Source organism: Chitinophaga cymbidii, assembly GCF_007992715.1.
GTDB lineage: Bacteria > Bacteroidota > Bacteroidia > Chitinophagales > Chitinophagaceae > Chitinophaga > Chitinophaga cymbidii.
The window spans coordinates 1,001,557-1,015,018 of record NZ_BKAU01000005.1 but is presented as its reverse complement, the minus strand read 5'-3'; the positions used below and the strand labels follow the sequence as shown (position 1 = coordinate 1,015,018).

Sequence of the window (13,462 nt, the reverse complement as noted above, 5' to 3'; positions counted from 1 at the left end):
CTATCCATTGAACGCCATACCCTCCCATACTATATTTCCAGTCAATTTCCCGCAAGCGCCAGTGCCTGCGAAGGGTTCGCTATTGCCCAACTTTCCCGGGATACAGATTTTACTGTCCCACACGAAAAACACACCATCTCCGCATCAAGTCCACGTGCCCTAGTGTGATCCTTCAGTGATCACATAGCGATCCGATACCCGTCATAGTATGAACAGCTATCCTGAATAAGATTCAATAACAAGCTATGCCACACAGCGGACAAAGCATTCTTTCCATTATTGATGGCTTTTTATATAAAATAGAAATCGAACTTGTTTCATTCAGTTTCTGAAATCTGTTATATACCACCTAATAAATAAAGATGGGTGCTATAAATGTCGCAGGTAGGATGCGGGGTTTTTCAGAAAAGAATAGGTAATGCGATAATGTTCAGTTTCTTCATAAGCTACCTGTCGTATCTCTTCTTCATTTATTTCATAGATGCGGGCGCCTGGTATTCCCATTATGATCGGCGAATGGGTGGCAATGATAAACTGCGAGTGATTGCTTTGCAAGGCTTCCTGTATAAAGAATATCAGCGAAAGCTGCTTCAAGGGTGACAATGCGGCCTCAGGCTCGTCCAGCAGATAAATGCCATTGTTGCTGATCCTGGTTTCTATGATTTTCAGATAACCTTCCCCGTGAGAAAAGGCCAGCAGACTTTCGCCATAATCCCTGCGCATGGCGTGCAGCGCGGTATTCATGCTTTCACTCATTTTGTCCAGCACACTGTCATCCACTTCTCCACGCATATCTTCCAAAAAAGCATTGTTCCTGTTCGTGTTCTGCCTTAAGTTATTTATGTAATCACTGAAATCTTCCGCCCGGAAAAAAAAGCTTTTGAGCGGTTTTCTCACCTGCTCCAACTGAAGACAAGGCTGTAACTGCCTCGCAGCATCAAAATCCGGCCGTTTACTTATATGATCGCTTATTAGCGGTATATTCATATACAGAGCGATGCTTTCCAACAAAGTGGATTTGCCGGTACCGTTATCACCGGTAAAGATCGTAACTCTGTTGTCAAGAGCTATCTTCTGTCCGGCAAGCCTGACAGAAGGCACATTAAATGGAAAAGGTTGTTGCCTGGAGGAATTGAAAGAAAAAGACCGGAGAAAAGGCATAACAGACAATATTGAAATGTGATACTTCAAATTACAACTTTCCTGCAAATAAAGAACGCTGCGAAAGTGAGAAGATTTACTACAGAGAGAGCATTGTTCAACTCTAAATATGGATTGAGCTAGCCTTTCCAGTGGAGGGAGCATATCGGCTATCCATCCCTCAGGAGTTTCTGGCACAACACCACCTCTATAATCATCCCCGTTCTTCTTGAGATAAAACTTCTTAATGCCCCATCCTACAGGAAAGCTCCCAAAAACGAGAAAGGACCTGCTCAAAGAACAGATCTTTCCCATTAATTCTAGCACCCCGCTCTACCAACTGAGCTACACTTCCAATATGCTGAATCAGATTTTGCGGAAGTGGAGGGAATCGACCCCCCGACGCAGGTATTTACTTTACAGATTCAGCAAAGCAATGATCGGGAATTTCATCAAAACAAAAAAGGCCGCAACCATTGCTGATTACGACCTTTAAAGCTTGTCGGGACGACTAGATTCGAACTAGCGACCCCTTGCACCCCATGCAAGTGCGCTACCGGGCTGCGCTACGTCCCGAACCGGCAACAGGTTTTTACACCTGTAGTTATTTTATCAAAACGATTTGTAAGAACTTTTTTGTCGGGATGACTGGATTCGAACATCGACCCCTTGTACCCCATGCAAGTGCGCTACCATTTAGTAGCGAGGAGAGGATTCGAACCCTGACCAACATTATTGTACCCCGTACGGGAGTCGAACCCCAACCCCATCGCTTTAACGACGGGATGCAAAAGTAAACATTAATTTCATTTTTAAAAAAATTTCTACGCCTTTTTCTAACATTTTCTGTTCACACACGCTGCACACCCCCATACGTCTGAAAGCATAAATGCTTACAGATGTGCATATGCCAAGGGCCGGAGCTTACACAAGAAGCCCACCACCCCAAAAAGAAAATCCCGGCCACGAAACCGTAACCGGGACAATCAAATAATCATCAAAAACAATTCAGAAAATTCTGACTATTGCGGCACTTCCGTGGATTCCACCCATTGGAAAGGCCCTTTCAGCGTCGCAATGTGCCTTCCGGTCAAATCTGTAATTTCAGTGCTGGTGGGCTTGCTTCCACGAACTTCGAAATCCCATGCCGCCACCAGGTTGCTGTTATCTGCAGTAACATCTGTTACGAGGCCCAGGTAGGAATTCCTCACCTGCTCCTCTGTGCGGTTGGTTTTCCAGATCCTTATCTTCTTGATATAGCCGGAGAAAGCTTCCTGCCTGTTTCCATTGTTATCCAGTGAGCAGAAACCGGTCATATGCACCTGGTACTTGACGCTGTTGTCGGCAATATAAGTTCTCCAGCGCTCTCCTACCCGGATGATCTCTCCCTGCCGCTGGCCGTCGATCATGGAATAACATTTAACATCCGTGGGCGTATCAAAACCGGGCAATCCTTCATCCCTGAACAGGAAAGCGTAGTGCGTCCAGCGGTTGAGCGTCCAGTTATCGGATTTCTTCCAGCCGGGTTCCCATATCTGCGGGTCTTTGGGGCCGTCGTTCTGCCAGTGCGCCACCATTGTTCTCTGCAAGCCCCTGTTACGGTCCTGCGACCTCCAGCCGCTCCAGTAATCCTGTTGCGTCATGGTAGACAAAAAGGTGCTGTTATCCTGGCCCGGTACATTACAATAAGATGTTACGTTTACCCAAAGCTCTACCGTGAATGACTGTTTATTGGCGTCGCCAAACTTCACATAGTCGGGGCTGTAGCCGAAATCGATATAACCGCCGTTGTTGCCGTCCACAAACAGGTTCCAGATAATATTATCTTCTTCCCACTTCGTATCTTCCACCTTCTGCATCGCTGCTGCGGCGGTCTGCATGGCGTCATCGAACAACGCCTGCGTCATATTCGCAATCGATCCGGACATAACATTCTCCACCAGGGTGTATAAAGAATTGATGGCGGTTTCCAGGAACTCTTTACTTTCAACCGGGTATTGGTCCTTATGGTTGCCCCACCTGGCCTCATCGTTCAGCAATGCAGTAAACTCCTGGGCTTTAGCCTTCAGGCCGGCTACAAATTGCTGCGCTTCGGGGGACAGGTTATACAACCTGCTGTTCTTGAACGCATCAATTGCCTGGTTTACAACTGCCACCTGCTGCTCGAGGGCTTCTTCACTCACACTTCCACCGGACTCCAATCCTTTGATCGCCGTTTCAAGGTCTGAAATGGCTGTTGAGAGGATGCTCTTGCTGTTTTCGGGGTAAGTTCCCGGCGCCGTTCCATAGGCGGAATTTGCCAGCAATGATTCGAGATTGCTCTTATGCTTTTGCAGGATGCTCAGGTTGGTATCGGTGATAAATAATTTCTCATTATCACGGGTACAGCCGGTCATGACGGATATTACCATTACCAGGTACATCCATGATCTGAACCGGAGAGCAACTTTGGCATCAGATATTATTAGCTTTATCATTTTCATATTGCGCTGGAATAAATTGTTAAAGGGGTTCCCATTTATAGGTTCCTATAATTCTTGCTTCGTGTTTCCCGGTCAGATCGAGAATGACGTTATCAGATCCGGAAGGTTTTGAAGTCAGGTCCCAGCCTGCTACCAGGTTGGTTTCTTTACCCGTTATCTCGGTTTGCTCGTTGTAGGATGACAATACGTACGCATCATCTTTGGCTTCTTTCCAGATACGGATCTTTTTCATGTACCCGGAAAAGCCTTCTTCCATCTTTTCATTATTCACCCAGCGGCAGAAACCGGTCATCGGCTTATCGTAGTTGTCATAATCCGTAGAATTATACACTTCGTTTAAATTGCCGTTGGTCTGTGTGGCCGCAAGAACACCGTTCAGGTAAAGCTTTCCTCTTAATGCGGGATCGCCGTCCAGCCCTTTATCGTTATATACAAAAACGAAATGCTGCCATACGCCGTCCTGGGGCGCGGTGAAAGAGGGTTCCCATAATCCGTAGCGGTTAGAAGAAAGAATGCCGCCCCAGGTTACGCGGTAAATGCCGCTGCCGGATTTACGGCGGTACATCATCCAGCCGTTACGCCATTGACTTCCTCCGTTGGAAAAGAAAGTGGACAGAAAGATGCTGTTATCGTGGGGGCCGTTTTCTATGATCTTGGCCCAGAACTCAACGGTAAATGCCTGGTTGCCGTTTGATCCGAACACCGTATAATCCCGGCTTCTTCCGAAGTCGATATAGGATTGCGTGGTTTTACCATCTACAAACAGCTCGGCAGGGATCGTTTCCTCATCTTCTGTACGAACGCTGTTCTCGAACTTCTTCACCGCGTTGTCTATCTCGGTAATATAGCGCTGCTTTTCAGCTTCTGACGGAGCGGGCTTCTGGTATTTTATCAGCAGGATATAACGGTTGGCGTTGCTGATGGCGCCCGTAAGGATAGACCTGCTTTGCGCGGGGTACTGCCCTTTCCTTGTTCCATAGTCGGCGTTTTCCGCCAGGTCGGTAACGGAGGATATCAGCGCGTCCAGGTCATCGATGTATTTGTCCTGCACCTCTACCAGCTCATCGAAATCGTGTTTATACTCGGAGCACGATGAAAGTTGTACCAGTGTCAACGTACAGCAAATACAGAAAAATAAACCAATTACTTTTTTCATTCGTTGTATCAGTTTAATTATTTATCAGCAGGAAATAATAACATCAATGCGGGGATTCCTGAAGCGTCGTAGCAGGAAACCGTGGCATCCGGGGCTTTGGTATAATCTTTCCCCATCAGGTTGCGGTCGTCCCGTTTGCTCCATCCGTAGTTTATCGTGCGTTGCACCCATTTCAAAAACTGGGTCTGTTCGCAATCATATACCAGCAGCTTCATATACTGGGCGAAGATGGCGGTATAGATGCCTTGCTCCGTACCGGTCCTGAAAGGAAAAATATACTTCGGCGCGGACATTACGTTCATGGAATAATTGGCCGCGGCTATCGCATTATCGAGATAAGGCTGCTCGCCCGTAAGCTTATACAACAGGCAGGATGCGCCGATGAACGTCGCCTGGTTATACATGGTTGCATGCCAGTCCACACTGTTCTCATGGCGGCTGTCCGCCACATTGCCGGTGCTTTTATCGAAAAGATTATTAACGCCCCATTCATATATTTCCTTGGCATTTTTCAGGTAATTATCCCGGCTATGCCACCTGGGATATTCGGGGTTTCCGCCGAAACCTTCCTGGTCGTCTGTTTTGTACTTCGGATCTGCAGGGTCGATATTATTATAAAGTGTTACGGCCGCGATGACGGTAGGGAAATTGATGCAGGACATCTTGCCTTTTCCGCTGTTATCCGGGGGATTGCTGTTATTCCAGTTCCAGAACATACCGCCGTTCACTTTATCATAAGAGCCCCTGTCTTTCAGCGTATACGAACCATGCCATACGCGGCAAAAGCTTTCGTCGGCCAAGGTCAGGTATTCCGGTGTTTTAAAGATGCCATATGCGCGGGAGAAAGAAATCGTCCACCACATGATGTCGTCATATATAAACCATCCATCGTTCGGGTCCTGGTTGTGCCAGTCGAAATTCACGTAGTGATCGCCGGAACCCTGGTACATTTGTTCTACCAGTGTTTTATACTTTGCCTGCTTTTCGCTATCCTTTTCCTTCACGGCTCTTTCGTAGGCATTCATGGTCATGTCCCAATAAATTGCCTGCGTCCAGATAGCGCCAACTTTAGATTTGGTATTGGCGCCATCGCTCGTAGCCGTATTTACTTTGTAGAGATGGGTCTGCTTGTCGAATAAATGCTCGTTGAAAGCGTCATAAGCGACCCAGGTATCCGCATTCTTGTAAGGCGGCACAAGTTCGTAGTCCAGTATATACTGCTGGTCGTCGGATCTGTTGCATGCAATGGTGTATATTGATCCGAATATCACGCATATTGTAATTATATATTTCTTCATCGTTATTTCCTTTTAGAATTAATACCCGGTATTCTGAATCAAATTTTTATCGATGTCTATTTCACCTTGCGGGATCGGGAAAAAATACTGGCGGGAGAAGCTCCTGTCAATCACCTTGGTACGAACGTAAAAACCATTCCCATCGGCGTTGATATTCATGCCATGCACGGGTCTATTGAAAAACTCGGTGGCAAGTCCCCAGCGGCGGACATCGAAATAACGGGAGTTCTCAAAGCCCAGCTCTACTCTTTTTTCCTTACGGATCAGCTGCATCACGCTGTTTGCGTCAGCGGGGCGGGGCAATGCGTTGGGACCTTCACCGTACATGGGGATGCCGGCTCTTTTGCGGATGATGTTCATATACTTCCAAAGCTCGGGGCTTGCGGGATCGATATGGCAAAGCGCTTCCATGTAATCGAAATAGATATTGGGCAGGCGGAGCAGGATGCATATAATGGCCTGGTTGCGGTCGCCCGAGCCCATATGCTTGCGTACCAGGTAACCGGTGCTTGTATAGTCATTTACACCGTACAGTTTACCGCAGGGGCCGCTGTAAGTGAAATCCGTGATATTACCGCCGTTGGTACCTTCAAACCATCTTTGTCCGTTAAAAGTGATATCCGCATAGAACCTGGGTTCCCGGTTTACATACATCATCCGCGTTCCCGCGGGTGCATATACCTGTCCGGTGGAGGAAGTGAAATCAGCGTTGCTGAATCCGTCTTCCGTATACCCGGAAGCCTCATTAATGGCGGGACTAACGCCATCGGCCCGGTAGCCGTTGATGGGTGAGGTACCGTTGCTCATAAAGTAAGCGTCTACCTGTTCCTGCGTGGCGCCCAGCAGGCTGCCGCCTTTAAAGGCCCCGTCGCTGATGCGGCGGTCGTTAGGCATACGGTCGTATTCCATGGTGCCGGCGGAGTTATCAATACGGAAAAAGATCATCTCGGTATTGTTCGATATCTGGTTCCTCAGCGTACGAACACCGCGCCGGTAAGATTCATAGGGATCGAAGCCGGCGTTATCGGGACTTCCGAGCAGGTTACCGTTTCTGTCGGTGTACATTAGTTTAAACCTGGCGCCATAGGTATTGAAGAATGCTACACATTCATCTGCCACTTTCTGCCAGTTGGCCCTGATGGCCGCGCCGCCCGGTGCTTCGGGGAAGAGCTTTTTCCCGTCGCGGTTAGCCAGGCTGGAATAATAAGTGCATTCGCCGTTGAATAACCAGCTTGCCCTGAATGTAAGCGCTTCAATAATAAAAGCCTGTGCAATCGCTTTATCAATGCGTCCCATCCCGGAAACGGCATCTGAAGCCGCATTGTCCAAAAGCCCTTCGTTCTGCGCCTCTTTCAGTTGCTGTACGATATAATTAAAACATTCATCTACCGAATTGCGCGGCAGCTGCAGTTCATCGGTGGGCGTGTCCTGGTTGTATTTTTGCTGCAGCAAGGGCACGGGGCCGTATGCGCGTACGAGATAGAAATAATAGATAGCGCGCATGGCTTTGGCCTCTGCCTTCCACTGGCGCTTTTCCGAAGCGCCTACCTGGTCGTCAGGCGTCTGATCGATATTCTCGATGAACTCCCCTGCCTGCTGAATACCGGTAAACCAGCTTTTCCAGCGGTGTTTGACCATTGTTTCGTCTGTTGCGTCGAGGGTATTATTGTTGATCAGTTTTGCCCTGTTGCCCGGAGAAACATATTCTGATTCATCACTGGCTGCCGTCCAGGGGCCCGGCGTTCTGTACAGCGCGGTTTCGTGCACCTGGCGCTGGTTAAACTCATCCGGAATATAGGTGTACACGTTAGCCAGGTATCCCAGTGCACCGGACCTGTTCTGAAATATCTCTCTTATTGACAAACGGTCCTGCGGAACCTGGTCGAAATATTTAGAGCATGAAGCGGCTGACAGTACCAGTAACCCTATCGTGCATTTCAATATTAAACGTTTCATTGCTGTCAGATTTAAAAAGTAAAGTTGATACCTAAAGAAAGTGAACTGATGTTCGGGTATTGGGTCCCGTCGTTGGAATTCAGTTCAGGGTCCCACAGTTTGAATTTGGAGAATGTGAGCAGGTTATATCCCATTACATACACTGCCGCATTGTTGAGCTTCATTGTCTGCACCCAGTGCTTGGGCAAATTATAGGATATCTGCAGCGTTTTGAGGCGTAAAAAGCTCATATCGCGTACCCACCAGGAGCTTGGCTGAAAGTTATTCTGGTTATCCACCGTTTCTCCGCCGTACGAAAGCCGCGGATAAAATACATTCTGGTCGGGATTTTCTTCCGTCCACCTGTCATCGATATTGGCGTACAGGTTGCCTGCGCCGCCACCACCAATGAAGGGGTTGATGCTATTACCGGCCAGGATGCGTTCAGCTTTTGCAACACCCTGGAAGAGCGCGCCTACCATCAGGTTTTTCCAGGTTACATTAAATCCTAAGCCATATACAAAAGCCGGAACGTCGCCGCGGCTGATGTACGTTTTATCGTAGGCGTCTATCTGGCCATCATTGTTCAGGTCTTTATAACGGATATCGCCGGCTTTAACGGTACCGAACTGGGTAGCGAACGGCTTGGGCGTAGTTATTTTATCTTCGCCGGAAAGCTGCTGCCAGCGCGCCATATCGTCGATCTGCGATTGGGTGAACAAGCCTTCGGCGATATATCCCTTCTGCCCGAGGATCTTCTCCCCGAACTGGTTCATCCAGGAATAGCGCTGCTCCGGCAATTCTCCTTTGATCCACTGGTCGTTGTTATACGTGATGTTTCCTCTCAGGTTGATCCTCCAGTCTTTGTTGAGGCTCCTGTTGTATTCGATCGTTCCGTCAAATCCCCTGTTCTCTACAATACCTACGTTGCCGTACGGCGCCGCCATATTATAACCGATGAAAGACGGGATGGAGTTTTCGCGTCTTAACAGGATGTTCTTGCGCTTTTCCCGGAAGATGTCGAAGATGATGGACAGGTCGCCGTTGAGGGTTCTCAGCTCAATGCCCAGGTCCTGCTTGCGGGATTCTTCCCACACGAGGTCAACCGCATTGTTGATCACTTCGTAGCCGCCGTATTTGGTGCCGCTTACACCGAAAACATACCCGAAAGAACCGTTGCCGTTGATCTGGTCCAGGTACATGAAGCGCCTGTCTGAAACGTTACTGTTACCAATTCTGCCATCGGTATACCGGAATTTCAGGAAGGGGATAATGTTATGCAAAGGTTCCCAGAAATTTTCGTTGGATATTACCCAACCCACCCCGTAGGCGGGGAATGTGCCGTATCTTTTCTTGGGAGAAAAGTTTTCCGCGCCGGTATAACCGATGTTGAACTCGGCAAAATAACGGTCGTTCCATGAGTAGGTGGCACGGCCGGCAAGGCCCTGCATCCTGTAGGGGATCGCATTTTCAAGCGTGCTTTGCGGATAGAGCAATCTTTGCTGCTGATTGAACAGTAATAATCCGCTTACCCTGTGCGCACCGAATGACCGGTCGTAATTGAAAGATGCTTCGAGGTATGTTCTCTTGTTTCCGGATGCCGACTGGCTATATCCCAGTACGTCCGATCCGGTAAAGGTCCTGGTCAGGATCGGGTATCCGTCCATATCATATGGCACTTCCAGGTCCGTGAGGTAGTAAGTGGATTCCCTGCGGGACTGGTTCAGGTTCACTTCATTATACACGTCATAGGCATACATGGCCGAAAAGCTGAGTCCTTTTGTAAATGCCTCGAGGTCCTGCGTCACCCGCAGGTTTGAATACACCTGGTTCTTTGCAGTATTGGTATAGCCTCTCCGTGTGGCGTCCGCATAAGGGTTTCTGAACCCACCGTTGGGGTTGATGCCCGGAACATACGCTTTTCCCCTTACATAGAACATCTTGGGATAGTCTACCGGGGAAATACCCATAGCGGAGTTGTACACGTCATGCGACGAAATAGCCGGGTAGTTGCCTTCACCCAGGTAACCCTGCGCGCCTATTTCCACTTTTGTGGTGGGCGTAGCGTTGATAGATACGTTCGTGGTGAAGTTATAACGGCTGTATTTCATTTTGGAATTATAACCGGTGATGGTCTTGTCCGTGGTCATCATACCGGTTTCGTTGTAATAACTTACCGAGGCATAGTACACTGCTTTTTCACTGCCCCCGCGTACGTTTACGTTCGCTCTTCTGTTATAGCCCCAGTCGTTGAATACTTCTTTCAGCCAGTCCACATTCGGGTACAGGTAAGGGTCCCTTCCCAGTGCGGTGTTATTGATGTGCTCCTCGGAATATCTCGGCGCCAGCCCGTCGTTGCGCAAAGCTTCGTTGGCCGCTTTCATATAGGCGATACCATCGGTCAGATCAACTTTTTTGGTGAAACGGGTGAATGATTCGTAGTAGTCGGCATTGATAGTGGGCTTGCCCATTTTGCCGGGTTTGGTTTTAACGATGATAACGCCGTTCGCACCGCGTACGCCGTACACCGCCGTGGCGGAGGCATCTTTCAGGATGGTGAGCGATTCCACGTCTTCGGGATCTATATCATTGAAAGAACGCTCCACACCATCAACGAGGATAAGCGGGGAAGCGCTGTTGGGCGTGGAAATGCCCCTGATCCAGATATCCGCCACATTCTTACCGGGCTCCCCGGAACGCTGTACGGAAATTACGCCGGAAATTCTTCCTGCCAGCGCGCCCGTGAGGTTGGAGGACGGGATCTTCAGATCACTTGCTTTCAGGGAGGATTGCGCGCCGATGTTGCTTATTTTACGCTGTGTACCGTAGCCGATCACCACAGTTTCGTTCAGCGAGGTTTCCTTCTGTACCAGGATCGCATCGTATATATTTTCCGTTGCATTGATCCGGATCTCCAGCCGGTTATACTCGATGTGGCTGATCACCAGCACACCTTCCTTCAGCTCGGTGCGTAACTGGAAAAATCCGTCCTTGTCGGACATGGTGCCGACAGTAGTGCCCAGGATGCCGACAGTAGCGCCTTCCACAGGCTTCTGGGTTTTGGAATCTATGACCCTTCCCCGCAGCGTTCTGGGCGCCTGCTGTTGCTGCCCGGCCGTATTTTCTTTTATGATGATGTGCTGGCCTTCGATCTTGTGGGTCAGCCCCTGGCCCGAAAGCAGTGAATTCAGCACGTTGGGCACGGCTTCATTCTGCACATGCAAGGATACTTTGCCGGTTACATTGATATCTTTCGAGTAGATAAAAAGGTAACTCGTCTGGTCCTCAATTTTTTTCAACACCTCCTTCAACGGAGTGTTTTGCACGTTGAGCGTAACTTTTCCGTTTTGATAAACGGCCGCATTCACATTATTGATGCAACACAAAAATGCAAGAACCGCGGCTGCCAGTTTTATCAGGTACCGGTAATTAACTCTCCGCATATGTACACTACAGGGTACAAAAGACGAATTTGTAATGCTATTCATGAATGAATCTGGATTTATTCTGTTCTTAATAATTATTACCAGGACAGTGGTTGAGCCTGCCTGTGTTTATCAGTTAGTAATACTTCGTGGTGTTGTTGCCGTCAGTTTAAGATGATGTAACCATTATCGCCGGGATTTTTGATATATTCAATGCCATAGCTTTCGCCAAGCACCTTGAGCGCATATGCCAGCCCATCGGAAACCCTGAATTTGCCGGTTAAAAGCAATCCGGGATCATTCAGCTGCCTGATCGTTATTTTCTGTCCGAATGAAATTTCCAGGTGCGCCAGTACTTCTTTAATAGGTTCGTTATCAAAGTAGATCAGTCCGTCCTTCCATTTGTATATATCCGTATCGGTTACGGGGGAAACGACCAGCGCTCCTTCTATTAATTCTGCTTTTTGCATGGGCACAAGATCGTGGCCCCTGCCTCCCTTCGCGTTAACCCGAACACGCCCTTCCAGCAGTGCGGTTACAAAACGTGGCTTGCTGGCATATGCCGATACGTTGAAGGTGGTTCCGGTAACGACGATATCTCCTTTTGTAGTGCCTACAATGAAAGGATGGCTGGCATCTTTCCTTACTTCGAAATACCCTTCTCCGTTTAAGAACACTTCCCTGGTATTACCGGTGAAATTTGCGGGGTATTCGAATGTAGATCCGGCATTCAGCCATACTACGGTGCTATCGGGGAGCAGCATTTTCCTTGTTTCGCCGGGGGCCACGGAAACATGCACATACAGGTCTTTCTGCGCATTCATGATACCCAGCCCGGAAAGCCCTTTCTTGTAAATAAAGCCCCCGATCCCCGCTAACAGCAGTATGGCGGCGGCATAAGAAGCGACTTTATGATGGGACAGGTACCTGAGAATGGCCCTTCCCGGAGATGGGCGGGCTGGCTGTTTCGCACGAAGCAACCTTCTTCTGAATTTTTGAAAGGCTTTGTTCTTGTCGTACAGACGGGATTCTTTTTCATCTATTGCAGCTGACCAGGCATCCAGTTTCTGCCGAAAATATAACTGGTTGGCGGCCGAGGCGTTTACCCATTGCAATAGCTCCTCCGTGGATTTCTCGTCGAGTTCCTGCGCTAAAAATGCAGCAATTAATTCATCAACATGGAATTTCATCTATCATAAGACAGCACTTTGGGGCGGGCGGGTAGTCAAATTCAGAAAAATATTTTCGAAAGGAGAATGATAACAATGGCAATATGCTTTTCCAGCCGTTCCCGCAGGAAACGTAATGCATTTTTCATATGGTACTTTACAGTATTGACGGATATGCTAAGCTCCCGGGAGATATCTTCGTAGCGTTTCTTCTCAAAACGGCTTTTTATGAAAACGAGCTTGCATTCAGGCGGCAAGGCATTGATGGCGTCGTTCAGCTCCGCGTCCAGCTCCTTTTCTACCAGCGGCCGGAGCGCGTAGTCCCCTGGCGTGGCGTGGGTGAAAACATCCGCGTCCGACACGTTTTCACTGCGTACGAGGCTGGAAACGGGTACTTCGTAGCGGGTGCGCGCTAACGAAAGGTAATTCAGGCACCGGTTGCGGACAGCGGTCATCAGGTACCACAACAGGGAGATCTCCACTTCCAGCGTTTCCCTGATCTCCCACAAATGAAAAATGGTATCTCCCACGATCTGCTCCGCCTGGTCATGATCTTTTAAATACTTGTTCGCGGTATGACACAATGTTGTATAATATGTATCATAGATATACTTATAGGCTTTTTCAGAACCTTCCTTTAATTGTCTGACTACTATTTTTTCGTTATGATCCATAGCATCTAAATTCAATTATGGAATATCGTGTACCATGTGTTTTACGGCCGGCCGGGCAGTCTTTGGCATATTTGCTGAGATAACTATCAAAAGTATAGGTGGTAATGCCGGCTAGGTACGGTAGTCCCTGCAACGTGGAGTCCCGGGTTCATATCAGCTTTATTCATAACAAGTATACTAAT

At 48.4% G+C, this 13,462-nt stretch carries 8 protein-coding genes and 1 tRNA gene; all 9 read right to left on the bottom strand.

Going from position 1 to position 13,462, the window contains the following annotated elements; translation table 11 throughout:
- Window positions 1–369: 369 nt before the first annotated feature.
- A complete protein-coding gene (locus CCY01nite_RS22725; protein ID WP_146866548.1) occupies window positions 370–1,455 on the bottom strand; it encodes an AAA family ATPase in 1,086 nt (361 codons plus the stop codon).
- 187 nt (window positions 1,456–1,642) lie between these two features.
- Window positions 1,643–1,716, bottom strand: a tRNA-Pro gene (locus tag CCY01nite_RS22720).
- Between the two features lie 446 nt (window positions 1,717–2,162).
- Window positions 2,163–3,536, bottom strand: a complete 1,374-nt coding sequence (locus CCY01nite_RS22715) for a DUF4972 domain-containing protein (protein ID WP_222614469.1) — start codon at window positions 3,534–3,536, stop codon at window positions 2,163–2,165.
- 106 nt (window positions 3,537–3,642) lie between these two features.
- On the bottom strand, window positions 3,643–4,779 hold the full coding sequence (locus CCY01nite_RS22710) for a DUF4972 domain-containing protein (RefSeq protein ID WP_146866544.1): 1,137 nt from the start codon (window positions 4,777–4,779) through the stop codon (window positions 3,643–3,645).
- Between the two features lie 17 nt (window positions 4,780–4,796).
- The gene (locus tag CCY01nite_RS22705; RefSeq protein ID WP_146866542.1) at window positions 4,797–6,077 is read right to left on the bottom strand and encodes a glycoside hydrolase family 76 protein; all 1,281 of its coding nucleotides are present in this window, start codon (window positions 6,075–6,077) and stop codon (window positions 4,797–4,799) included.
- Between the two features lie 18 nt (window positions 6,078–6,095).
- Window positions 6,096–8,033 carry a RagB/SusD family nutrient uptake outer membrane protein gene (locus CCY01nite_RS22700; protein ID WP_146866539.1) on the bottom strand — a complete coding sequence of 646 codons (1,938 nt, stop codon included), beginning with the start codon at window positions 8,031–8,033 and terminating at the stop codon, window positions 6,096–6,098.
- Window positions 8,034–8,044: 11 nt separating this feature from the next.
- Window positions 8,045–11,338: a TonB-dependent receptor gene (locus CCY01nite_RS22695; protein WP_222614468.1), complete on the bottom strand. Its 3,294-nt coding sequence runs from the start codon at window positions 11,336–11,338 to the stop codon at window positions 8,045–8,047.
- A gap of 263 nt (window positions 11,339–11,601) precedes the next feature.
- Complete coding sequence (locus CCY01nite_RS22690; RefSeq protein ID WP_146866535.1) at window positions 11,602–12,627, bottom strand: FecR family protein; 1,026 nt, start codon at window positions 12,625–12,627, stop codon at window positions 11,602–11,604.
- Window positions 12,628–12,668: 41 nt separating this feature from the next.
- Complete coding sequence (locus CCY01nite_RS22685) at window positions 12,669–13,280, bottom strand: RNA polymerase sigma-70 factor (protein WP_146866533.1); 612 nt, start codon at window positions 13,278–13,280, stop codon at window positions 12,669–12,671.
- Window positions 13,281–13,462 lie beyond the last annotated feature (182 nt).